This window comes from Streptomyces sp. NPDC052012 (assembly GCF_040689265.1).
Lineage (GTDB): Bacteria > Actinomycetota > Actinomycetes > Streptomycetales > Streptomycetaceae > Streptomyces.
The window spans coordinates 18,555-41,263 of the sequence record NZ_JBFAXA010000026.1 but is presented as its reverse complement, the minus strand read 5'-3'; the positions used below and the strand labels follow the sequence as shown (position 1 = coordinate 41,263).

The 22,709-nt window shown below is 70.9% G+C and carries 22 protein-coding genes; 5 read left to right on the top strand and 17 right to left on the bottom strand.

All coding sequences use genetic code 11. The annotated features are described in order from the left end of the window. Positions 1–16 precede the first annotated feature (16 nt). Positions 17–2,032: an NAD(P)-binding domain-containing protein gene (locus AB0412_RS30155; RefSeq protein ID WP_366405756.1), complete on the bottom strand. Its 2,016-nt coding sequence runs from the start codon at positions 2,030–2,032 to the stop codon at positions 17–19. Between the two features lie 301 nt (positions 2,033–2,333). On the opposite strand from AB0412_RS30155, the gene AB0412_RS30150 reads away from it, so the two are divergent. Continuing rightward, positions 2,334–2,927, top strand: a complete 594-nt coding sequence (locus AB0412_RS30150) for a TetR/AcrR family transcriptional regulator (protein WP_366405755.1) — start codon at positions 2,334–2,336, stop codon at positions 2,925–2,927. Between the two features lie 803 nt (positions 2,928–3,730). Here the strand turns inward: AB0412_RS30150 and AB0412_RS30145 are convergent. Next, the gene (locus AB0412_RS30145; protein WP_366405754.1) at positions 3,731–3,871 is read right to left on the bottom strand and encodes a hypothetical protein; all 141 of its coding nucleotides are present in this window, start codon (positions 3,869–3,871) and stop codon (positions 3,731–3,733) included. 297 nt (positions 3,872–4,168) lie between these two features. On the opposite strand from AB0412_RS30145, the gene AB0412_RS30140 reads away from it, so the two are divergent. The 3 genes from AB0412_RS30140 (at position 4,169) to AB0412_RS30130 (ending at position 7,677) form a co-directional block, all read left to right on the top strand. Then, a complete protein-coding gene (locus AB0412_RS30140; RefSeq protein WP_366405753.1) occupies positions 4,169–4,810 on the top strand; it encodes a response regulator transcription factor in 642 nt (213 codons plus the stop codon). 87 nt (positions 4,811–4,897) lie between these two features. Further along, entirely contained in the window at positions 4,898–6,442 is a 1,545-nt protein-coding gene (locus AB0412_RS30135) for an MFS transporter (protein WP_366405752.1), read from the top strand. 35 nt (positions 6,443–6,477) lie between these two features. Beyond that, entirely contained in the window at positions 6,478–7,677 is a 1,200-nt protein-coding gene (locus AB0412_RS30130) for an FAD-dependent oxidoreductase (RefSeq protein ID WP_260824573.1), read from the top strand. 595 nt (positions 7,678–8,272) lie between these two features. Here the strand turns inward: AB0412_RS30130 and AB0412_RS30125 are convergent. From AB0412_RS30125 to AB0412_RS30060, 14 genes are read right to left on the bottom strand one after another with little or no spacing between them, the layout of a single operon-like run. Next, positions 8,273–8,860, bottom strand: coding sequence for a TetR/AcrR family transcriptional regulator (locus AB0412_RS30125; RefSeq protein WP_366405751.1), 588 nt, complete (start codon positions 8,858–8,860; stop codon positions 8,273–8,275). A 19-nt stretch (positions 8,861–8,879) separates the two neighbouring features. Then, a complete protein-coding gene (locus AB0412_RS30120) occupies positions 8,880–10,151 on the bottom strand; it encodes an acyltransferase domain-containing protein (RefSeq protein WP_366405750.1) in 1,272 nt (423 codons plus the stop codon). After that, positions 10,148–10,987 (bottom strand): cyclase family protein, encoded by an 840-nt coding sequence (locus AB0412_RS30115; protein ID WP_366405749.1) that lies wholly within the window; start codon positions 10,985–10,987, stop codon positions 10,148–10,150. Before AB0412_RS30115 ends, AB0412_RS30120 begins: the two co-directional genes overlap by 4 nt. 2 nt (positions 10,988–10,989) lie before the next feature. Continuing rightward, positions 10,990–11,511 (bottom strand): isoprenylcysteine carboxylmethyltransferase family protein, encoded by a 522-nt coding sequence (locus AB0412_RS30110; RefSeq protein WP_260824569.1) that lies wholly within the window; start codon positions 11,509–11,511, stop codon positions 10,990–10,992. Beyond that, on the bottom strand, positions 11,508–12,491 hold the full coding sequence (locus AB0412_RS30105; RefSeq protein WP_260824568.1) for a carbohydrate kinase family protein: 984 nt from the start codon (positions 12,489–12,491) through the stop codon (positions 11,508–11,510). The genes AB0412_RS30110 and AB0412_RS30105 overlap by 4 nt, the downstream gene beginning before the upstream one ends. A gap of 34 nt (positions 12,492–12,525) precedes the next feature. Then, the gene (metK, locus tag AB0412_RS30100; protein ID WP_366405748.1) at positions 12,526–13,725 is read right to left on the bottom strand and encodes a methionine adenosyltransferase; all 1,200 of its coding nucleotides are present in this window, start codon (positions 13,723–13,725) and stop codon (positions 12,526–12,528) included. Further along, complete coding sequence (locus AB0412_RS30095) at positions 13,722–14,174, bottom strand: SRPBCC family protein (RefSeq protein ID WP_260824566.1); 453 nt, start codon at positions 14,172–14,174, stop codon at positions 13,722–13,724. The genes metK and AB0412_RS30095 overlap by 4 nt, the downstream gene beginning before the upstream one ends. A gap of 4 nt (positions 14,175–14,178) precedes the next feature. Then, positions 14,179–14,427, bottom strand: coding sequence for an acyl carrier protein (locus AB0412_RS30090; RefSeq protein ID WP_366405747.1), 249 nt, complete (start codon positions 14,425–14,427; stop codon positions 14,179–14,181). 37 nt (positions 14,428–14,464) lie between these two features. Then, positions 14,465–14,872 carry a holo-ACP synthase gene (gene acpS, locus AB0412_RS30085; RefSeq protein WP_260824564.1) on the bottom strand — a complete coding sequence of 136 codons (408 nt, stop codon included), beginning with the start codon at positions 14,870–14,872 and terminating at the stop codon, positions 14,465–14,467. Beyond that, complete coding sequence (locus AB0412_RS30080; protein WP_366405746.1) at positions 14,869–16,107, bottom strand: beta-ketoacyl-[acyl-carrier-protein] synthase family protein; 1,239 nt, start codon at positions 16,105–16,107, stop codon at positions 14,869–14,871. The genes acpS and AB0412_RS30080 overlap by 4 nt, the downstream gene beginning before the upstream one ends. Beyond that, a complete protein-coding gene (locus tag AB0412_RS30075; protein WP_366405745.1) occupies positions 16,104–17,390 on the bottom strand; it encodes a beta-ketoacyl-[acyl-carrier-protein] synthase family protein in 1,287 nt (428 codons plus the stop codon). The genes AB0412_RS30080 and AB0412_RS30075 overlap by 4 nt, the downstream gene beginning before the upstream one ends. 2 nt (positions 17,391–17,392) lie before the next feature. Then, positions 17,393–18,436, bottom strand: coding sequence for a class I SAM-dependent methyltransferase (locus AB0412_RS30070; RefSeq protein WP_366405744.1), 1,044 nt, complete (start codon positions 18,434–18,436; stop codon positions 17,393–17,395). Further along, positions 18,433–19,464, bottom strand: coding sequence for a methyltransferase (locus AB0412_RS30065; RefSeq protein WP_366405743.1), 1,032 nt, complete (start codon positions 19,462–19,464; stop codon positions 18,433–18,435). The genes AB0412_RS30070 and AB0412_RS30065 overlap by 4 nt, the downstream gene beginning before the upstream one ends. Continuing rightward, entirely contained in the window at positions 19,461–19,892 is a 432-nt protein-coding gene (locus AB0412_RS30060; RefSeq protein ID WP_030818971.1) for a cupin domain-containing protein, read from the bottom strand. The genes AB0412_RS30065 and AB0412_RS30060 overlap by 4 nt, the downstream gene beginning before the upstream one ends. Positions 19,893–20,961: 1,069 nt before the next feature. On the opposite strand from AB0412_RS30060, the gene AB0412_RS30055 reads away from it, so the two are divergent. Next, positions 20,962–21,147, top strand: a complete 186-nt coding sequence (locus tag AB0412_RS30055; RefSeq protein WP_260824558.1) for a hypothetical protein — start codon at positions 20,962–20,964, stop codon at positions 21,145–21,147. A gap of 796 nt (positions 21,148–21,943) precedes the next feature. On the opposite strand, the gene AB0412_RS30050 is transcribed toward AB0412_RS30055, so the two are convergent. Then, a complete protein-coding gene (locus AB0412_RS30050; protein ID WP_366405742.1) occupies positions 21,944–22,480 on the bottom strand; it encodes a hypothetical protein in 537 nt (178 codons plus the stop codon). Between the last annotated feature and the right edge of the window lie 229 nt (positions 22,481–22,709).

Below are 22,709 nucleotides of genomic sequence, written 5' to 3'. Positions count from 1 at the left end.
CGCCGCGGTCAGCTGCTCATCGAGTGGATCCGGCAGACCCGGCAGGACGCTTCAGCGGCTGGCCGGCCGCGTGGATCACGGAGAAGTCCCGGGCGTCGAAGCGTGCCACCTGTGTGCGGAGCCGGTCGGTGGACCAGGGCCAGCTGAAACTGTTCCGGCCGTTGACGTCGAGGTAGTAGCTCCGGCATCCGCCGGTGTTGTAGACAGTGCCCGCGAGCGCGGCCTGCAGGTCGGTGTTGTAGGCGGCTTGCACATCGCGGCGTACCTCGACCGAGGCCCACCCCTCGGCGCGTGCCGAGCGGATCGCGCCGAGGGCGAGGTCGAGCTGGGCTTCCAGGATGGTGAACGCGGAGCTGTGCCCAGTGCCCAGGCCGGGACCGAGCAGCAGAAATACGTTGGGGAACCCGGCCGTGACGGTGCCGAGGTACGCCTCGGGGGAGCCGTGCCAGTGGTCGGCGAGGGTACGTCCGGCGCCGTCGTGGATGAGGTTCGACAGGGGCATGTCCAGGATGTGAAAACCCGTGCCGAGGATGACCGCGTCGACCTCGGCGCTGCTGCCGTCGGCGCCGAGCACGGTGCTGCCGTCGACCGTGCGGACGGCGCAGGCGTGCACTTCTACATTCGGGCGGGTCAGGGCCGGGTAGTAGTGGTTGGAGAACAGGATGCGCTTGCAGCCGATGGTGTGTTCGGGAGTCAGCTTGCGACGCAGTTCACGGTCGCGGACGGTGGCACGCAGGTGCACGCGTGCCAGGGCCTGTACGCCGCGCAGCAGCGAGGGTTTGCGGAATCCACGGCCCAGCATCTCCATGGCCCGGTACTCCACCGAGGCCACCGCGGCCCGGGCGCCGGGCACCTGCCGCATCGCCCACCGCTCGACTTTCGGAATGCGGTGGTCCGGCTTGGGCAGCACCCACTGGGCAGTTCGTTGGAACAGGTGGAGCCGGTCGACCTGGGGGGCGATGGCCGGGACGAACTGCACGGCCGACGCCCCGGTGCCGAGCACCGCGATCCGCTTGCCGCGCAGGTCGTAGTCGTGGTTCCAGCGCGCGGAGTGGAACACCTCGCCGGGAAACGCCGAGAGGCCCGGGATGTCGGGGATGAGCGGCTCGTTCCACGGCCCGGCACCGGCGATCAGGAACCGGGCGGTGAATGCGCCGGCATCGGTTCTGATCCGCCACCGTGCCGCGTCGGGCTGCCAGTGCGCCCCGGTCATGCGCACGCCGAACCGGGTGTGCTCGCGCAGCCGGTGCCGGTCGGTGACCTCTCTCACGTAGGCGAGGATCTCCGGCTGATGCGCGTACACCCTCGTCCAGTCCGGGTTCGGCGCGAACGAATAGCTGTAGAGCCGGGACGGCACATCGCACTGGCAGCCCGGGTAGGTGTTGGCCCGCCACGTGCCGCCGAAGTCGTCGGCGGCCTCGATGATCAGGAAATCCCGAACCCCGGCCTCGCGTAACCTGACCCCCGCGCCGACCCCGGAGATGCCGGCGCCGATGACGATGACCTCGAAATGGGTGCTCATGCCGTAGTGCTCCTGTCGATGGCTCGCTTGACACGGTCGGGTGGGTGCACAGGCAGACGTCCAGGGCGTGCGGCGTGCGACGTCCATGAAGTCGAAGCGCATGACCGCCGGGTCCTCGGCACTGGGCTCGATTTGGACGACCCGGGTCCCCGCCGCCCCCGACAGGTGTTCCTCCGCATCGCGCGTCCGGGTCATCCAGCGCCTGGCGACGGGTTCGAGGCGGCTCAGCCCGGTGGCGGGCGCGCCACCGGACGTCGCCGTCGGGGCGACGATCACCACCGCCTCCGGGTCGAGCGGGGCAACGAGGCCGGCCGACGTCGGCGGCGGCATGCCGCCGTCGAAGCAGGCGCGCCCGTCGATCCGTACGGCGGGGAGCCAGCCCTCGATGGCCCACGACGCGGCCATCGCGCTGCCGATGTCGCCGGCCGGGGTGTCGCGCGAACCGAGCACCACTCGTCTGCCGGAGCGTGCCTCGGCCGCCACACCGACGTACGTGACGAGGCGAACCACGTGTGGCCGCCCGCCGGCCCGGCGCCGAAGCCCCGCAACCACCCGGTTCCCCCCGGGCCTTGCTGCACGAGGCCGAGCAGCCCCGGCCCGAGCGGGACCTGGCCCCGGGCTGCCGCCTCGGGCGCCGAGCGGGCATGCCAGTGGAGCTGCTCCTCGACCGTGGCCTGCGCCGCAACCCCCCAGGGGAGGCCGGCGGTATCGCCGCACCCGACGACCAGCCCGCGTCGTTGACACCCCCGCCATAGATTCTCCTGGTATTGGAATTCCAGCGGAATCTGAAAGCTAGCGGTATTCTCCGGGGGTGGCAAGACTGACCCGGGCGGAGAGCCAGGCCCGCACCCGCGAACACGTCCTCGACACCGCGTACGCGCTCTTCCTGAGCGACGGCTTCACGGCGACGTCGATCGAGCGGGTGGCCGAGGCGGCGGGCTACTCGAAGGGGGCGGTGTACTCCAATTTCGCCACCAAGAACGAGCTGTGCCTGGCCGTGCTCGACCGCATCGCCGCGGAACAGGTGACACGGCTGACAGCCGCGATGGGCGACGCGCCCCGCTTCGAGGACCGGATCGAGGGATTCGCCCGCTGGGCCGACGAGACCATCGGGGACGGTTCGTGGACCTCGCTGGAAGTGGAGTTCGCCACCGCCAACCGCCGCGACGAGCGCGTGTGCGAGCAGCTCGCCCAACGTCGGCGCAGCGTCACCGACGCGCTCGCGGACCTGATCCGGTCGCAGGCGGACGAACTCGGCATCACCCCTGCCCTGCCCGCCGACGTTGCCGCCCTGACTCTGCTCAGCCTCGGCATCGGACTCGGCGTCCAGCGCGCCTTCGACCCGACCGTCCCGGTACAGCCGCTCGTCGACCTGCTGCGCAGCGTCATGAGCGGGTGCCCCTGAAGCTGCCCGTACCGCTGCGCTGACAGTGCGGGCAGCCGGCCGCAAGGGGCGGCTCACAGACCGGCGCGGCGATCGGCACGAGAGATGCGTCGCCGAGTCAGCGCTGGAGCACTGCACCGCTCACGGAGCCGTCGCCGACCCGGCCCCTTGCAGATGGTCTTTGACGCGCCGCACAGTGGGCTCGCAGTACAGCCAGGGGACCGGGGGAGTGCTCGCGCGTGAGTGGGCCGAGCCTTCCGCACACCGGCACTCTCTGACAGGCTCGTCATTCCGGGCTCCAACAGCCCACGAAACGCCGCCGATCCAGCCGGCGATGGGGCCCAGCACCTCCGTCGACCGCCCTCCGCCGGCTCTCATCGTTCCAGCAGGTGCTCACCTGTGGCCTACCGCGACGGTCATGTCGCGGCTCTGGTTGCCGCCGAACATCGCAGGCCGCGAGCGCACGTCTTCCACACGTGACATCGGTCTCGCGGAACTGCTCAGCGAGCCAGTAAGGGCTGACGGACCTCTCGTTCCGGACGGGTGCGCGCAGACGACCGGGTGAGGGGCCTGTGCCCGGCAAGGCCGTCAGCGGCTCGACCGGCAGGTACACGTGGTCTCACACGCGCGCTGGGACGCGGCTCGGTCCGGCTTGAAGTACGCGCCCGGACGAAGACCGCGCCGACGGAGAAGATCGCTGGGGCTCGCCCCGGAAATGACCACACTCGCCGATCTCGCATGTGGCTTCGCCCCCTGTTGAAACCGGCCGAGGCAACTGCGCAACACCCACCGAGCGGATCGCTGCTCCCCGCGCCGCCGGTGCCTCACCCGCGCAGGTGCACCAACGCCTCGAACTCGATCCGCCCGCCGTGGACACCCGCCTCACCTGCGTCACCACTGCCGCCGCCCCAGGGCGTCACCCTCGGGCGGCGGCAGTCGCTGGAGCCGCCGTCCGCCTTCCGCATCGGCCGAATCCCGCCGGGCGCATGAGGGGAAGGAAGTCAGATTTTCAATTACCGGCGGGCCGAAATCGATAAAAATGGAAGCTTCCTGTTGCGAAAAATATGCGTTACGCCCGCATCAATTTCTCGGCGTTGTCCGAAATGGTACGGGCCGTGGTGTACGATCGGCCGACAGTGGGCCCAATTTTCCGACGACGGAAGACGGGCCGACAACGGGGGCATCTCGATGCACCCGCGCACTCTCTACACGATCGTGAATACGACGGAGGGTCGCCGATGTCATCGATTCGGATCTTACTCATGGACACCGAACGGCTGGTCGCCGAAGGTTTCCGTAATTTACTGCAGAGCTTCAACGAATTCTCGGTGGTGGCCGTCGCCCACGACGAGGCCACTGCCCTGCGCCAACTGCGGCGACATCACCCGCATCTCGTCGTGATGGGCCTGGGGGCGGGTGGAAGCGGAGGCGTGGACACCGCGCGGGCGATCCGCCAGGACTCACGGCACGTCCGCATCATCATCGTTGCGTCCAGCCAACAGCCCATCTACATGCGCGAGGCCTTCGTGGCCGGCGCCAACGCCTACCTCTCACGCGACATCGGTGCTCTGGAACTGCGGGACACGCTGCTCACCGTGCACCGCGAAGGCGCCGCCCTGTCCGCGGCGGCCGCCGGACAGGTCCTTGAACTCGTCTCCGGCGGACTGAGCGGCGACGCCTCACCCCTCGCCCTGCTCACCCGGCGCGAACGGGAGATCCTCTTCCTGGTCGCGGACGACCAGGAGACCCACCACATCGCCGCCCAGCTGGGCATCGCCCCCAAGACCGTGCGCAACTACCTGAGCCGCATCTACGCGAAACTGGGCACCCGCAACCGCCTCCAGACCGCCCTGTACGCGCTGCGCTCCCCGGAGTTCCGCAAGCAGTCGGTCGCCAAGACCTGACCTCCTTCCTCCGTCATCACCCATGAGTCAATACGATACGCTACGTGTAGCGTATCGTATCGGCATCCGAATGGGAGGGGCGGCGTCGTGCTCAACCGATGGTGGACTCTGTGCGTGGTGTCGGTGGGCAGCTTCATGCTGCTCCTCGACGTCACGATCGTGAACATCGCACTACCCGACATCGAGGAGGCGCTCGACGCGTCCCTCACCGATCTGCAGTGGGTGGTGGCCGCCTACGCCGTCGCGCTGTCGGCCGCCCTGCTCACGGCGGGATCGCTCGCCGACCGGTTCGGCAGACGAGCCGTCTTCTCCTGGGGCATGGCCGTCTTCACACTCGCGTCACTGCTGTGCGGGGTCGCCCAGGATCCGCTGATGCTCAATCTGGCGCGGGTGCTGCAAGGAGTCGGCGGCGCCGCCCTGCTGGCGACGTCCCTGGCGCTGCTGGCCGCCGCCCACCCTGACCACAAGGAACGGCATGTGGCGCTCGCCGTCTGGGGCGCGGTCAGCGGTGCCGCCCTGGCAGTGGGACCACTCGCCGGTGGGATCCTGGTGGAGGGCGTGGGCTGGCGGTGGATATTCCTGGTCAATCTTCCGGTCGGGATCCTGGCGCTCGTCGCCACGGTCATGCGCGTCGACGAGTCTCGCGCGGAGCGACCAGGCGCCGTCGACTGGCCCGGCTTTCTGACCCTCGGCACCGCCCTGGGGACGCTCTCCTTCGCCCTCCTGCGGGCCAACGAGGAGGGGTGGAGCAGCACCGCGGTGGTGAGCGCGTTCATCGTCTCGGGTGTCTCCCTTGGCGCCTTCGTGGTCGTCGAACGGGTCCGGCGTGACCCGATGCTGCCGGGCGCGCTGTTCGAGAAGATCACCACCACGGGCGCCGCGCTGGGTGTGTTGGCCATGAGCACGACGGCCTTCGCGCTGCTGCTGTATCTGACCCTCTATCTCCAGACGGTGCTGGGTCACGAACCGCTGGCCGCGGGACTGCGATTGCTGCCGCTGACCCTGTCCATCTTCGTGGCCTCCGCCGTGGCGGCCCGCCTGGGCACCGTGGCGCCGGCCCGCTGGCTGGTCTCCGTGGGCCTGGCCTGCATCGGCGCGGGGCTGCTGCTGATGGGCGGCATCTCCGTCTCCGACGACTGGACCGGCCTCCTCGCCGGTCAGCTGGTCACCGGTCTCGGCGTCGGCCTGGTCAATCCGAACGTGGTGGCCGCCGCGATGGGCGCGGTCGAGCCGGCCCGGGTCGGTGTCGCCTCCGGGTTGAGCAACACCTGCCGCTCGATGGGCATCGCCGTGGGAGTGGCCTCGCTCGGCGCGGTCTTCGCCGACCAGGTGCGCGACGGCGTCCACGACGCGCTGGCGGGCACCCCACTGGAGGTCCGGGCCGGTGAACTCGGCCACGCGGTGGCTTCCGGGCAGGTCGGTCCGGCACTCGCACAGCTTCCCGAGGACCAGCGTGGATTGTTCGCCGGTGCGGCGCAGGGCGCCTTCGTCGACGGCCTCAACTCGATCCTGACCGTGGCCGCGGTCGTGGCCTTCGTCGGAGCAGTCACCGTCGTGCCCCTGATCCGCAGCCGCGACCTTGTCACCACCGGGCCCGACGGCGAGCCCCTTCCGATCGCCGCGGGGCATTGACCGCCCCGGGCTCCCGCCCACCACAGGAGCAGACTGTGCAGACTTTGACCAGCCGGTGCGTCGTCGTCGGCGGTGGCCCCGCGGGTGTGATGGCGGGCCTGTTGCTCGCCCGGCAGGGCGTTGACGTGATCGTTCTCGAGAAGCACGGCGACTTCTTGCGCGACTTCCGCGGGGACACGGTGCATCCCTCGACCCTGCGCATCATCGAGGAACTGGGGATGATCGACGAGTTCCTGCGCATCCCGCACAGCAAGGTCACCACCATCACGGTGCAGACGCCTGCGGGTCCCACCGTCTTCGCCGATTTCGCGAAGATCCGCGGCACCCACCCGTACATCGCGTTCATGCCGCAGTGGGACGTCCTCGACTTCCTCGCGCGCAAGGGCCAGGAACTGGACACGTTCCGGCTGTTCCAGAAGGCCGAAGCCACCGGAGTGATCCGAGAGGGCAACCAGGTTCGCGGGGTGCGGGCCGTGACGCCGGACGGTCCGCTCGAGGTCCGGGCGGACCTCGTACTCGCCGCCGACGGCCGGCATTCCACCATGCGCCGGGCCGTCGGGCTGACCGTCTCGGCGTCCGCGGCGCCCATGGACGTGCTGTGGTTCCGGCTGAGCCGGGAGCCGGGCGAGACCATGAGCTTCCTGCATACCGGGCCCGGCTTCGTTCTGGTCACCATCGACCGTGGTGACTACTGGCAGATCGCCTACGTCATCCCGCAGGGTGCCTACGAGTCAGTCCGCACCGAGGGCCTGGGACGGCTCCGCGCCGATGTGGCCTCCGTGCATGGACCGTTCGCCGGGCGACTGGACCGGGAGATCACCGACTGGGACCACGTGAAGCTCTTGAGCGTGCGCGTCGACAGGCTGCGCACCTGGCACCGGCCGGGGCTGTTGTGCATCGGCGACGCTGCCCACGCGATGTCGCCGGCCGGTGGGGTGGGCATCAACCTCGCCGTGCAGGACGCCGTGGCCGCCGCACGCATGCTCGGTCCGGTACTGCTCGCCGGCGGGACTCCCGAGCGGCGCGAGCTGGCCGCGGTCCAGCGCCGCCGATCCTTGCCGGTGCGGGCGGTCCAGACGGCCCAGGTGCACATGCTCGCAGACCTGTACCCCAAGGACCGCAGAACCACGGTGGAACGCCCCCTCGCCGCTCGAATTGTCCGCCGCTTCCCCTTCCTGACCCGTTGGACGGCTCAGTTCATCGGCGTCGGCCTGCGCCCGGAGCACGTGGACTGACCTGGCGCGGCCGCGCTGTGGGGCAAGGACAATGCCGCGGGGGAGGGAGGACGAAAGGACGGACGTGGCCGTATCGGTGATGCGGTCCCTCGAACCGGTGCGGCCGGGCGCCGGGACGGTCGGTGCGCGGTACGCGGAGGGTGCGAGCACCCGACGGGCCCCTGGGCCCCTTGTGTCCGCCGACGAGCACGAGGGTGCCGCGGGCGTCGGTAGGCGCAACGGGACGGACACCGGGTGCCGGAAGAGGTGCAGACCCCGCAGGCGGCTCGTGGGAACACGCGGCACGGGAAGGGCGGGACAGCAGCCACGCGGATGGTGCGAGCCCCCTGGCCGAACCCGCAGACAGCTGACGTGCGCACGCGCGCGCAGGCGGACCTTGCAGCCGCCGGACTCACCCTTCGGGCGGCCCGCGCCGGCGGGCGAGCGGCAGGGCCCGGGGCATGTGGGCGGCCCGCGCAGGCGGCCCGCCCGCCCGCCCGGCCGGGTGGGCCGGGCGCGGGCCGGGGAACGGGTGTCCGAGGCGACGGCGTCGCCCGGCGTAGGTTCGCCGCACGCTCTGCGGCCTCCTGCCCGGAGCCGGTCCCCGCACCTGCGGTCAGGCACGGATCGACGGCCAGATGACGTCCAGGACCTGGTCGGCCCAGTCGGCCGGCGGGGGGCCCTCGATGACGGAGCGGGCCATGTAGGAGCCCGCCAGCATGCTCACCACCGTCTCGTGGTCCACCCCGGCCCGCAGTTCCCCCTCCGCCACCCCCGTGCGCAACGCGCCGAGCATGACATCCAGACGGGGACGCAGAATGGTCTCGCGGAACGCACGGGTGAATTCCGGGTCCTCGTCACCGTGCAACACAGCGGCGAGAGCACGCAAGCCGACCACGTCTTCGACCCCGCGTCTGAATTGCTCGAGCAAATTCAGCAGTCGCTCGCGTGCCGGTATCCCGGCAGGCGGCTCGGGAATGTCCTCCACGAAGGCCAGGGAGGAACGCAGCAGCTCGTAACGATTCTTGTAACGCCGGTAGATGGTGGTTTTCGCGACTCCGGAACGCTGTGCCACGGCCTCCACGGTGACTCCCGTCGGCCCCTTTTCCCGCAACAGTGCGAGTGCCGCCAGGACGATCTCCCTGGACACCTCCGCACTGCGCGGCCGCCCCGGAGCCGACCGGGTGTTTTCTCCCTGAACCATTCCGCGGAGTATATCGACGTCAATGGGCCGGACGGGCCCCCGTGCCGACAGCGGACCGGCTCACCGGCACCCCGGCCGTGTAAAGCTGGCCGAGAGCTTCCAGCATCGTGCCCGTGCCGTCGGTACTGCGGCCCAGTGAGGCCGGCCACAGACGTCCGCCGTCCGGCAGACAGCGGGCGCCGAGCCCCACCAGCGCCCGCCCCGGACCGACTTCCAGAAAGGTGCGTATCCCCATCGCGTCCACCACCCGGATCGCATCAAGGAACCGCACCGGACCGCGCATGTGCCGCCCCCAGTACACCGGAGTGAGCTGTCCGGCCTCCAGCGGGCGCCCGCTGACGGTGGAGATCAAGGGCACGCGCGGAGGGTACGTGTGCACCCCCTCCGCGACGGCGGCGAGTTCGGCGAGTGCCGGTTCATGAAGCGGCGAGTGCAGTCCCGCCGGCACCGGAAGGCCGCTCACCCGGGTTCCCGAGGTACGCAGCCGATCGGTGAGCCGGGCCAGCATGGTGGCCCGCCCGGACAGCGACACCTCCCCCGGCGAGATGACCGCCGCGATCCCCACCGTGGACTCGAAGCCCCTGAGGGCTTCCAGCGCGGTGGGCTCGTCCAGGGCGACGACCGCCATCGCGCCGTCCGTGATCCGTTCCGCGAGGGTGATCTCCGTACCGAGCAGCCGCACCGCGTCCTCCACGCGGAGCGCGCCCGCGCAGGCGGCGGCCGCGTACTCGCCGGAGCTGAAGCCGAGCACCGCCGCGGGCTCGACACCCCGGGTGCGCCACAGTTCCGCCAGCGCCATGCTCACGCAGAAGGTGCCGAGCGCGCCGTGCGCCGTGCGGTGGACGATGTGGGGCTCTGCATCGGGATACAGGAGCCGCTGCAACGGCGTCGAGACGAACGGCCGGGCCGCCTCCGCGCACCGGTCGAACGTCTCCCGGTACACCCGCTCGGTGCGGTACAGCCCCTGCCCCATGCCCGCGAACTGCGCTCCCTGACCGCTGAAGAGGAACGCGACGCGCGCGGCCTCCTCGGCGATCCCGGTGTGCACCTCACGGACCGTCTCCCCAGCCAGGTGGGCGTCCAGACGGGCGGCGATCTCCTCGGAGGTGCGTCCGGTGACGCTCAGCCGGTGGGTGGCGTGCGGACCGTCAGCTGCGTGTGCGCACACTTCCAGCAATGAAGAACCACCGGGCCGCGCGAGCCGGGCCGCGGTATCGCGTGCGAGGCCGGCGAGCTTCTCGGCGCTGGGTGCGGACAGCACAAGCAGACGGGTGGTGCGGCCCGCGGTCATGGCCTCCGCTCCGTCCCCAAGTCCGGATCGGTGCCGCTCACCTCGGCGACCGCCCGGCACCAGGCCGCGCCCGCGTCGGCCAAGGCCACGGGGAAGGCCGTGAACGTGAACGGCCCGGACGGGATCTCCCGCAGCCGGGCGAGCCCCTCGATCTGCACGAACTCCCGTCGCCTGCCGTGCATGTGGGCGGGCCACAGGACGCCGCGGTCTCCCGATGCGTAATAGCGCTCGACCATGTCGCGGGGAGGCCCGTCGAAGCTCCAGCAGTCCGTGCCGAGGACCTTCACACCGAGATCCAGCAGGTGGTCGACGGCCTCGGGGCTGATCGCCGTGGATCGCGTGTGGTACGCGGGCGTGCCCAGGCGCAGATCGGAATCGGTCCGGAAGAGCACGACGGTTCCGGGACCGACGCGTGCGCGGGAACGTCCCAGCGCCTCCTTGACATCGGATGCGGTCACCCTGTTCCCGCAGGCGCGGACATCCAGCACGGCTCCGGGCCCGCGGAACCACTCCAGAGGCAGGTCCATGACCTTCTTGGCGGGACGCCCCTCGCACTCGGGTCCGTAGTGGAACGGCGCGTCCACGTGTGTGCCCTGGTGCACGGACATGCGGTAGAACTCGTTGGACAGGAAGCAGCCGTCCGGCAGGTCGTGGGGGCGCAGCCGGCGGCGGCCGGTCAGCCACCGCCAGTGGTTGACCAGACGGTCCCTGCGGCTGTCGCCGGGCAACGCCCGTATGCGGCGGGAGAGATGGCGGATGCCGTCCCGGTGGAGCCACTGCTCGAACTCGACTCCGGGGGCCCGGCGGCTCACAGGGATGCTCAGGTCGACGTACACGGCTACTCCTCACTCGGTGCGTGCGCGGCCCGGCGGCCGGTGGTGCTCGCGGTGCCGGGGATCCAGCCAGGCACGGCGCGCCGGTAGGCGGCGTACTGCTCTCCGAAAGCCGCCCTGAGTCCCGGCTCCTCAAACCGGACGGTGGTCACGCAGGACACGGCCAGGACGAACGCGGCCCAGACCAGGACGGCCGTCGCGGACCACAGCAGCGCCTCACCGGTCAGGAGCAGGGTCATCCCGGCAGCCATGGGGTTCCTGATCACCCCGTACCAGCCTGACCGGACCAGCCGCTCGGGCGGGCGGTCGCCGAGGGGGGTGGGCTGGCGCAGATAGACGCGGTCCACGGCGTCCGCGGTCATCCAGGCGCCGAGCAGGACCAGGACGAGCCCGGCGGCCACGCGGAGCCCGTCCGTGCCCGGCGGCGGGGGTCCCGGCAGCCACAGGCCGAGCGCCGTGGGGACCGCACCGGCCACCACGAGGGGGATCAGCAGGGGCTCGGCGCGCAGCGTTCGGCCTCGCTTCACGGCATGCTCCCGAGCACAGGGGCGAGTGCGGTCACGGCACGTTCCCCGTAGGCGCTGCAGAGCCGGGCCGTGAGAGAACGGGCCCCCACCGTGTACTCCTGGGTGCCGGCCGACTCCAGGGCGAAGGAGGCAAGGACGCAGCCCAGCCGGGCCGCCGCCTCGGTCGGGGCGCCCCGGGCGACCGCGGCGAGCATCCCGGCGCGCAGCGCGTCGCCTGCGCCGGTCGGTTCGACGGCTTCGACGTCGGGGACCGCGGGTACCAGGAGCGGCTCGTGGCCGGAACGCTCGATGAGCACCCCGTCGGCGCCGAGTGTGGTCACCCAGGCCCCGACCCGGTCCAGGATGCGCCGGGCGGTCCAGCCGGTGCTCTCCTGGAGCAGTGCCGACTCGTACTCGTTGGTGAACAGCCAGCGGGCGCCCGTGAGCAGGAACTGTGTGTCCGTGCGGTTCAGGCGGGCGAGCTGCTGTGAGGGGTCGGCGACGAACGGCAGTGCGGCGGTACGGCATTCCTCGGTGTGCCGGAGCATGGCCGCCGGGTCGTTCGGCGAGACGACCACGAGGCCGAGCGGCCCGGCCCGTTCGGCCACCTCGCGCAGCGAGATGGTGCAGGCCGCCCGCATGGCCCCGGGGTGGAAGGCGCCGATCTGGTTGTGGTCGTCGTCAGTCGTGCAGACGAACCGTGCCGTGTGCCCGCCGGGCACGACCAGCACGGAGTCAGTGTCGACGCCGTGCTGCTTCAGCCACACCTGGTAGTCGGTGAAGTCGGGTCCGACCGCTCCCACCAGAAGAGGTGTCAGGCCCAGGCGGCCCAGACCCAGAGCGATGTTGGCGGCGACCCCGCCGCGCCGGATCTCCAGCCGGTCGCACAGGAACGAGAGGGACACGCTGTGCAGCCGGTCGGGAACCAGTTGTTCGGTGAAGCGGCCTGGGAAGAACATGAGATGGTCCACCGCGATGGACCCGGTGACGGCGATACGCACCCTGGAGCCTCCTGAGGGATTGCGGCGGTGCGGGTCAGATCCCAGCGGCCTGCCGGAGTTTGTCGGCCCGGTCGGTGGCCTCCCAGGTGAACTCCGGTCCGGTGCGGCCGAAGTGCCCGTAGGCAGCGGTCCGGGAGTAGATCGGGCGCAGCAGGTCCAGATCGCGCACCAGGGCCCCCGGACGCAGGTCGAACACCTCGGTGACGGCACGCTGAACGGTGGCGACCGGCACGGTCTCGGTGCCGAAGCACTCCGTGAACAGGCCGACGGGGCGGGCGGTGCCGATGGCGTAGGCGACCTGCACCTCGCAACGTGAGGCCAGGCCGGCCGCCACCACGTTCTTGGCGACCCAGCGCATCGCGTACGCCGCCGAGCGGTCGACCTTGGAGGGGTCCTTGCCGGAGAAGGCGCCGCCGCCGTGGCGGGCCGTGCCGCCGTAGGTGTCGACGATGATCTTCCGGCCGGTGACACCCGCATCGCCCATGGGGCCGCCGATCTCGAAGCGGCCGGTCGGATTGACCAGCAGCCGCACCCCGGAGACGTCCAGCACGCCGGTCAGCGCACCGAGTTCGGGGTCGAGGACGTGGGTGCGCAGATCCGGGGCGAGGAGCGTGCTGAGGTCGACGTCGCGAGCGTGCTGGCTGGAGAGGACGACCGTGTCCAGCCGGACCGGACGGTCGCCGTCGTACTCCACGGTGACCTGGGTTTTGCCGTCGGGCCTCAGATAGGGCAGGACGCCGGTGCGGCGGACCGCGGCGAGACGGGCGGCCAGTCGGTGGGCGAGGGTGATGGGCAGCGGCATCAGTTCCGGTGTCTCGGCGCAGGCGAAGCCGAACATCAGCCCCTGGTCGCCTGCGCCGATGCGGTCGAGTGCGTCCGCGTGTCCTTCGATCCGGGCCTCGTAGGCGTCCGACACGCCTCGGTCGATGTCGGGTGACTGCCGGCCGAGCGAGACGCTCACTCCGCAGCTCGCACCGTCGAAGCCCTTGGCGGAGGAGTCGTAGCCGATGGCGAGGATCCGCTCCCGGGCCACGGCGGCGACGTCGACCCCGGCGCGGCTGGACACCTCGCCGGCGATGTGCACCTGACCGGTGGTCACAAGGGTCTCCACGGCCACGCGGGCGTCGGGGTCCCGGGCGAGCAGAGCATCCAGGACCGCGTCGCTGATCTGGTCGGCGATCTTGTCGGGGTGCCCTTCGGTCACCGATTCCGACGTGAACAGGCGCCGGGTCACGGCCGTACAGCCCCTGACTCGATCTTCTGCTTGATGCCGGCCTGGTTCTGGCGGGTGTGGACGTTCATCCGTTCCAGAACGGTTTCCAGTGGTGTCTCGAACTTCTCGTCGAGTTCGAAGTCCTGGACCCAGGTCATCAGCGTGCCCTTCGGTGCCGGCTGATAGGTCCACCTCAGGTGCATGTACCGGAACGGGTACAGCGGATCACGCCGCTCGGCGACCGCGACGAGCTCGCGATGGTCCAGGATGCGCCAGGAACGCCAGCTCGCGCCCTCGGCGTTGGTGAGCTCGAAGACGATCTCGCTCCAGCGGCCCTCGCGCTCCTGGGAGAGTAGCTTGGCGTGGCTGTACTCGTCGAAGATCTCCGACCAGCGGGCGATGTCGTTGGTGACGTCGAAGACATGCCGGGCGTCGGCCTCGATGACGATGCTGTTCTCGATGCGCGGCACGGTCTCATCCCCTTCCTGCGGTGGCCGGGAGCAGGCGCGTCACGCAGGCCACGAGGTCGCCGAAGGTGGTGAACCCGCCCTCGGCCTCGGCGCTGATGTCGATTCCGAAGTGCTGTTCCAGGGCGACGACGATCTCCACCAGCTCGGTGGAGTCGATCTCGAGGTCGCGGTTGAGGTGCCTGCCGTCCTCGAGTTCCTCGGCGTCGAACCCGACGCCACTCAGGACGCCGATCACTTCTTCCCGAACGTTCATCTGACTCACTGACTCCTTCACTCGCTCTCGCCGCGTCTCACACGGCCACGGCGATGGCCACGGCGACGCCGGCCTCGTGGGTGATGCTCAGGTGCAGGCGGCTGAGCCCGGCACTCCGGAACGCCCGTGCTGCCCGCCCGGTCAGCCGGGGTACCGGCGCCCCGGACGGTTCCCGGCCGATCTCCACGTCCCGCCACCCACAGCCCTCGCCGTGACCGCCGAGGGTCTTGCGCACGGCTTCCTTGGCCGCCACCCGGCCGGCCAGGCAGGCGGCGCGGTGGCGCGCCGACGCCCCCTGGCACAGGGCCTGTTCGGCCGGGGTGAGCAGCCGGTCGAGCAGCGGCTGCCCGCGCCGCTCCAGCATCGTGCGCAGCCGGCCGATGCCGACCACGTCGATGCCCACCGCCCGCACCGCCGCTGCACCGGGAACCGTCGGCCTGGTCAACGCCTCAGCATCAGACACGCGTTGACACCTCCCAGACCGCGCGAGACCACCAGCGTGTGCTCCCACCCGGGGGCGGGCCGGGCCTCGCCGCGCACCAAATCCAGGTCGATGCCAGGCGCCGGACGGTCGAGGTTCACAGTGGCCGGGACTGTCTCCTCCTGCATGCCCCGCAGCGCCAGCGCCACGTCGGCGGGTGCGGCGGCGCCGAGCAGGTGCCCGAACCCGGACTTGGGCACAGTGACCGGCAGCCGCGCCGCGGCCGGGCCGAAGGCCTCGTGCAGCGCGTAGCCCTCGGTGACGTCCTCGACGGGGATCGCGGAGCCGTGAGCGAAAACCGCTCCCAGGTCCTCTCCCGAGACGCCGGCCCGGTCGGCCGCGGCGCGCATGGCCCGGCCGAGGATCCGGCCTGTCGGTTCTACGGTGTAGTACGGCATGTAGCCGTCGGTGCTCACGCCCCAGCCGGCCAGTTCGCCGAGGATCGTCGCGCCGCGGCGTTCGGCGTGCTCGCGCCGCTCCAGGATCAGGAACACCGCGCCTTCCCCGAAGACGCTGCCGCCGTGTCCGGCGTCGAAGGGCCGGTACAGCTCGTCCGCGGCAAGGGTGCCGCGGGCCTTGGCGCTCAGCCCGCTGGTTTCCAGGCACAGCCAGCCGTACGGGGACAGCGGCGCCTCGACACCGCCCGCGATGACGACGTCGGCGCGGTCGCGCAGCAGTGCCTCGGCCCCGCCGATGAGGGCGTACGCGCCGCTCGCGCGGTCGGCCACGAAGGTGCGGGCAGGGCCCTTGATGCCCTGGTCGATGCAGATGTTGCCTTGGGGGGCGGCGGGGAACCACGCGGTCGCCTGGTAGGGGCTGACCGCCCGCGGGCCGTCGGTCCACAGGTTGCGCAGCTCGCGTTCGGCGAACTCCCAGCCGCCGAGGATGTTGCCGACCATGACGCCGGTGCGCTCGGGGGTCACGTCCGTGCCGACGGCGACGCCGGCCTCGTCGAGGGCCTGGCGCACGGCGTGGACGGCGAGGTGGGTGAAGCGGTCGGTACGCTTGACGAACCGGGACGGCAGTTCGGTGTCGGCGTCGAAGCCGGCCTGACCCGCGGCCGGGCAGGCGTACGCCGAGGCGTCGAACCGGTCGATGGCGGCGACGTGCGCGACGCCGTCCCGAGCCCCCTCCCACAGGGGGTCGAGGCCCGTGCCGGCCGGGGTGACCGCGCCGATTCCGGTGACGACGACACTCATGGCCGGCCTCCTTCCCGGACCGCGCTGGCGACCAGGGCCGCGTGCAGGCCGGCGAAACCGCTGGCGTCCTTGAGGATGACCTCGCCGTCCCAGGGCCGGCCCGTGCCCGGCACGTAGTCGAGGTCGCACGTCGCGTCGCGGGTCTCGTAGTTGGCGGTGGGGTGCACGAAGCGGTGGGTGCAGGCCAGGGCGCACAGCACGAGCTCCATCGCGCTGGCCGCGGCCAGCGCGTGGCCCAGCATGGACTTGGCCGAGTTCACCGGGATCTGGCGGGCGCGCGGGCCCAGGGCGAGTTTGAGTGCGCTGGTCTCGCAGGTGTCGTTCTGCCGGGTCGAACTGCCGTGCGAGCTGACGTGGTCGATGTCGTCGGGGCTCAGTCCGGCACGCTCGACAGCCTGGGTCATGGACCGTGTCAGATCGGCGCCGTCGGACAGCAAGTCGGTCATGTGGATGGCGTTGGAGGTGTGGGAGAAGCCGTCTATCCGCAGGTACGGCGTTGCTCCACGGGCGCGTGCGTGGTCCCGCTCCTCCAGCACCAGGACGCCGCAGCCCTCGCCGAGCACGAAGCCGTCGCGCTCGTCGTCGTAGGGGCGGGAGGCGGCCTGGGGCCGGTCCTTGTGGGCGCGCGAGAGGCAGTTGATGATTTCGAAGGAGGCCACGGTGACGGGCGTGATCGGTGCCTCGGTGGCGCCGGCGATCATCACGTCCGCGTCTCCGTGGGCGATGGTCTCGAAGGCATGGCCGACCGCGTCGATGCCGCCGATGCATCCGGTGGACAGGGTGACGCACGGACCCTGCGCCCCGAACAAGGCGGACAGAACCGTGCCCGGGGTGTTCGACATGGAGGCGAGGTACAGGTCGCGGCCCGCCTTCGTCGGGTCGATGGGCTTGCGACCCTCATCCGTGACGGCGAGGAACTCCTCTTCCATTTTGGGCGTGCCGCAGATCGCGGTGGACAGCGAGATGCCGGTACGGTCCGCCGCGTGACCACCGGCCTCGAGACCGGCGTCCCGCATGGCCTGGGCTGCGGCCGCGAGGGCGAACTGCACATACCTGTCCAGCCGTTGCCCCTCGGGTGGCAGGTAGGGTATCTGCTCCTCGAAGCCGGGTACTTCCGCCACGGCGTCGGAAAGGAACGTGAATTCCTTGAACAGGGCGGAACTGGTGATGTCGGAAAGCGGTTTGGTGACGCTCCTGCCCGCCGAGACCGTGTCCCAGAAGGCGTCCTTTCCTATTCCCGCCGGGCTGACCACTCCGAGCCCGGTGACGACCACTTCTCGCATGGCTATTGCCTTTCTCCCGTCAGGGCCGTTACCAGCCCTCGAGTGACGCATTCCTTCACCGCGATTCCGGCCTCGGCCAGGAGGGCGCGGTATTCGTCGGCCTCGGGCAGGCCGCCGTTCTCGGTGTTCACCAGGAGGCTGAGCGCGAGCATCGGGCGACCGAGCGGGGCCTGCCCGGCAGGCGTCCGCATGATGTCGGCCAGCAGCAGCGTGCCGCCCGGCCGCAGCACCCGGGCGCACTCCCGGATGAGCCGGGCGGCGGTCCGCCGCCCGGCGAACCGGCCCGCGTGCGCCATGACGACGGTGTCGAACTCGTCCTCTGCGAACGGCGTGCCCGCGAAGTCGGCTGGTACGAAACGGAACCTTTCGGCGACCCCGAACTCCGCGGCGCGCTCGCGGGCCACGGCGAGCAAGGCGGGAGCGTCGTGTGCGGTCACCCGTGCCCGAGGGTCGGTGCCGGCCAGCGCGATGCCCCACTCCCCGCTGCCGCAGGTGAAGTCCAGGACCCGGCCCGCGCTGCCCAGCTCCAGGACCGCGACCACGTCGGCCGCGGTCCGTACGGCGAGCGGGAAGGCGCCGGCGAACATGCCCCGGTGCCGCCCGCGCCCGGCCGGGTCCCCGAGGTCGCCGCCACGGTCACCGGAGCGCGCGAGGGATGTGAGCGCGCTCCAGCGGTCCCACTGCGCGAGCACCTCGTCGAAGTGGTCCCCGAGGTAGCCCGGGGCTCCCTTCACCAGGTACGCGCGCGCCAGCTCTGTCGGTGCCCAGCCCGCTCCGTCGGCACCCGAAACCAGCCCGAAGTCTTCGAGGGCCTCGAGCAGTTCGCCCAGTATCCGCGCATCGCAGCTCAGGTCGCCGGCGAGCCGCGCCGTGGTGCGCGGCGCCCCGGCCAGGGCGGTGAACACGCCCAGGTCCATGGCCGCGCCCAGTGCCCTCGCCCGGGCGAAACCGAAGTTCAGGGCCAGCAGCGGTGCGGGGTCGGGTAGTTCGGTGTAACGGGCGAGGGCCGTGGCGACGGAGGCCGGCGGCGGGGACGTGTCCGTCACCCGGAGCCCTTCGTCGCGACGAGCAGCCCGGACAGCGCCGACACGTTGCCGGTCTCCACATCCCGGAACCCGGCGGCGTCCACCCAGGAGCGGATCTCGTCGACGTCCCGGACTTCGCCCTCCTCGGTGTTGACCAGCAGGATCAGCCCGAACATGGAGGGGAAGAGCCCGGAGGCGAGCGACGGCATGTGGGAGTGCACCAACAACCGTCCGCTGTCGGGAAGGTGGTCGTGAATCCGCTGCACCAGGTGCGCGGCGCGCTCGGGACCGTAACCGTCGAGGACGTGGGAGAGCAGGACGGCGTCGCTCTCGGGCCAGGTGTCCTCCATGATGTCGGCGGGCACGACCTCGATCCGGTCCTTGAACCCGGCCTCCGCCACGTTGGCGCGGGCCAGGTCGGTGACGGCGGGGTAGTCGAGGGAGGTGATACGGAGCCCTGGGTGGCGCTTGGCGAGCGCGATGGAGTAGTCACCGGAGCCGCAGCCCAGGTCGAGGATGTGGCGCACGTCGTCCAGGGGCGCGACGTCAGCCAGCCTGTCGGCCTGGAGGCGGGAACTGACCCGCATGGCCTGGATGAGCCGCCCGGTGCCCTCGCGGCCCTCGCCCGCCGCGGCGCCCTGGTCGCTGTACCCCTTCTTCAGCACCCGCTGGTTGAGTGAGGCGTTGGTGCGCACGGCCTCGTCGAGCCGGGCGAAGTGGCCGAAGTGGGAGTCCTGGTGCTCGGCGAAGCCGCCCATGTAGTCGGGCCGCCCCGCGATCAGGAACCGGTCGGCCTCCTCGCTGTTGCGGTACGTGCCGTTCTCGGCGCGCACGAGGTCCAGGCCCTTGAGCGCGACGAGGAGTGCCCTGGTGGGGCGCGGGCTGAGGCCGAGTTCGCCGGCCAGGTCCTCCACGGTGCGCGGGGCCTTGTCCAAGGCTTCGAAGACGCCCAGGTCGAGGGCGGTGAACACCGCCTTCGACTGAAGGTAGGCGGTCAGGATGGAGTGGACCCGGGAGGAGTCCCCCCGGGCAGGCACTGTGGTGGTCACTTGCCCTCCAGGAGGCTGGTGTACTCGGGCAGTTGGGTGTACTCGTAGGGGTCCTCGGAGAGGAACACGTTGCGCACCGGGGGCCGCTCGGTGGGGGCGACGACCAGGAACCGGCAGGTCTGGTCGGGTCCGGTGACGAAGCCGTGCGGCTCGTTGCGCGGGATGAAGATGGCGTCGCCGGGGCCGACCTGCTCGGTGCGGCCCTGGTCGGGCATGACGAGGCCCATGGAGCCCTCGATCACATAGATTTCGTGCTCCCACTCGTGGAAGTGGGGCGGGGTGGAACCGTTCGGCGCGACCTCGAACTCCGTGAGGACGAACCGGTCGGCACCGTCCGGTGTGTCGATGAGCTTGCGGTGGGTCGTTTCTTTCGCACCCGGCTCCCGTACGATTTCGGCCTTCACCTGTGTCCGGTGCACGCGTTTCATCCGATGCCCTTCATTGTCAACGGGGGAGTTGTCGCTGCGGAATTCGACGGATTTCAGCGAACCTGCTCCTGTCGCATCGGTTTTCTCCCGTCGGCCGCCGGTGCCGAATCTAGGCCAGCGGCTCGCAGCGTTTCGACGGGCAAGGGCCACTGCGCACGACGGGCGAGTGTCCGGCTGACGCGTGGGACGAACGCCCACGGGACCGGGACACATACCCGGGACAGGTCCGAGTGGGGCGCCGGAGAACGGGGAACGTCCTCAGGACCGTGCCGGTAGAACCGTCCTCCCGCTGGGAGACGGCCGGCTGGACGCACGGCGGCGGAAGTCCGGTGTGCCCTGCTTCGTCGCCGGGACCGACATCTTCGGGGCGATCGCCCCGGAATCCGCGGCCCACGGCTCCTCCCCCGGGGACTGCCTGCCCGGTCGCACGGAGCGCGTGCGGGAGGGAACACCCTTCCGGTGGCTCATGACTCCCGCAGGTCAGAGGCGAGTTCGGTTCGCCGACGGGTGCGCATCGGCGGCAGGAGGCGACTCCCGTGGCGACGGGGACCGGGAGCTGGATGAACGCCCGCAGCGGCGGCCTGTCTTGCACCGCCCGGGCGCCGGGGCCTTTCTGCCCGACGGGAATGCGCTAGTCGGAAGCCGGAATGACAGCCAGCTTGGCCGAGCGAGGGATTTCGCGGCTCGAGTCTCCGAACAGTCCGTACAAGAGGGGCTGCTTGCCCCCGCGGCCTCACTGACCGCTCGAGTGGACACTTCCCCAGTGGGGGAGTGCGCGAGCAGTTCGTGGCCTCGATCAGCGCTCATCTCGTATTACGCAGGCGCGCACGAACGGGATGTCTCGCAGCCCGTGCCCGCTGCGCTCGCGGGGCGTGGGATGGCTCGAGCCGTTCCACCATTTTCCAGCCAACCATCTATCCAGATGGCTGGTTCCGGGTGCATGCTGTCACGCGGCGTCCACCCCCCGGCGGGCCGACGCTCCGACTCCGCCCGTATCGCTCCCGCAGGCGGTGTCACGGCGCCTCAAGGCTCCCCACGGACCAGGCGCTGCCCAGCAACTGGAGGCCTGATGTCGAACGAGAACCGCACCTGGGACCTGCCCCCCTCCGGCAGCTCGCCCGCGCGCACGGTGACCGGCACGTGCGAGATGTCGCTCACCGATGAAGAGTTCCTGAACAGGTATCCGACCGTCAGGGGTGTGGCGGAACGCTGGGTGGCGCTGGCACGAGAGATTGGGGTCCACGCCGACCGCTGACCGACGGCTGCGGGGATTCCAGGCGACAGGTCCGGCTCCTGTGCCGCGGCTGCCCCAACACTGGGAGAACCCGGCACGGCGATCTCGGCCGTTTGCTTCGGCTGCAGGTTCCCTGGCAGCCGGGACAGCCGGCCGACGGCAACGACCCGCGAAGCCGTCTTCGCGATCCCCGGCAGCGACTCCAGTGCGCCCGCGGTGATTGGCGCGAGGCACTCAAGATCACCGTGGACCCGTTGGGCCGCCACACCGACGACGGTCTCCGACCACCACGTCACCGAGCGCCTGAGTTCACCCAGCGACACCCGGCCCGGATCCGACGGCCAGGCCGCCGTTCCCTGGCCAGCCACGCACGCAGCTCGCCGCCCACGACAGTGCGGACCGCCCAATCGCGAGAACGAGCGCGGTCTCGGCATGTGACATGTGGTGCTGGCGGCATGGCTGATCAACGCGAGGTAGTCATCATTCGCCGGCCAGGTCAGGGCCTGCGACGGCCTCGCCCCCGGCGGTCGGGGGCGTATTCATGCACGAGATCCTCCAACGCTCCCACCGGCATCAGGTCATCGTGACGCATGGCGGAGCATCCGTCGTGGGCGCATGGAGCCCCATGCCGATCGCTTTCGCCGGCTATGCCAGGTTCCACGGCCCCCGGCGGCATGAATACGCTGCCGGACCGACCGGCCGTCGGTCCGCCAGTGACGGTGCCGCCTTCTACCGGAAGGACTTCACACTGCCCCGACGGGAAGGTGGCCTGGTGGCGCAACCACGGACGGCTGCACCGCCACCAGGAACAGCTCGGTCAGTGGATCAGAGCATTCGCGACGATGATCACCAGGCCGATCAGCATGTCCAGGCCCCCTGCCCGGCACGAGGACGGCCATCCGTACCCGGCGGTGCGGGCGGCCAGCGTGCCCAGGGCGAACAGGGCGACGGTGTTGAACAGCAGGGCCGCGTCCACCGCCGCGGCCTCCGCCCACCAGCCGGCCACCGCGGCCAGCAGTATGGCGACCGTGGGCAGCACGGCCGCCACCAAGGGCCACTCGGCGAGCACCGACCGCAGTCTTCTGGGGGTGGCTCTCCCACCGGCGGACGCGCGATGGGCGATCACATGCGCATACCCATGGGCGGCACCGGACGCCAGCGCGGTGAGCAGTACCCACAGCGCGTCCGCACCCGGATCGGCCTCGTCCCCCGCCGGGTCCAGCGCGGACACCATGGCGCTGGCCAGCACCAGACCGTAGATGCCGCTGAACAGCCACTGCTCCGGCGGCTGCCACCGCAGGATTCCCGTCGGGGTGACGTCCTCGGGGCGGCCACGGTCGGCACGGTCGGGCATCGCACCGCCTCATGCGGAAGGGGGCTGGGTCCGCACATGCTCACCCGCGTGACGTCAGGGAACACGACGCCACGCGGGTGAGCAGCCTGAAGGGGGGATACGAAGCGTGTCGAATGCGGTGCAGCACCGACACCTCCCCTGCTCCTGGCAGACGGCGGGAGTGTGGACCGGCGGGCAACCGGGCTGTCAGTACGGGCGGTCAGGGGGCCGCCCATGACCGGTGATCGAA

Bases quoted from the DNA above. Each gene is read 5' to 3' on its own strand.
- AB0412_RS30145 (WP_366405754.1), bottom strand. From the start codon at position 3,871: ATGCGGAAGGCGGACGGCGGCTCCAGCGACTGCCGCCGCCCGAGGGTG.
- AB0412_RS30140 (WP_366405753.1), top strand. From the start codon at position 4,169: ATGGACACCGAACGGCTGGTCGCCGAAGGTTTCCGTAATTTACTGCAG.
- AB0412_RS30125 (WP_366405751.1), bottom strand. From the start codon at position 8,860: ATGGTTCAGGGAGAAAACACCCGGTCGGCTCCGGGGCGGCCGCGCAGT.
- AB0412_RS30120 (WP_366405750.1), bottom strand. From the start codon at position 10,151: ATGACCGCGGGCCGCACCACCCGTCTGCTTGTGCTGTCCGCACCCAGC.
- AB0412_RS30090 (WP_366405747.1), bottom strand. From the start codon at position 14,427: ATGAACGTTCGGGAAGAAGTGATCGGCGTCCTGAGTGGCGTCGGGTTC.
- AB0412_RS30080 (WP_366405746.1), bottom strand. From the start codon at position 16,107: ATGAGTGTCGTCGTCACCGGAATCGGCGCGGTCACCCCGGCCGGCACG.
- AB0412_RS30075 (WP_366405745.1), bottom strand. From the start codon at position 17,390: ATGCGAGAAGTGGTCGTCACCGGGCTCGGAGTGGTCAGCCCGGCGGGA.
- AB0412_RS30060 (WP_030818971.1), bottom strand. From the start codon at position 19,892: ATGAAACGCGTGCACCGGACACAGGTGAAGGCCGAAATCGTACGGGAG.
- AB0412_RS30055 (WP_260824558.1), top strand. From the start codon at position 20,962: ATGTCGAACGAGAACCGCACCTGGGACCTGCCCCCCTCCGGCAGCTCG.
- AB0412_RS30050 (WP_366405742.1), bottom strand. From the start codon at position 22,480: ATGCCCGACCGTGCCGACCGTGGCCGCCCCGAGGACGTCACCCCGACG.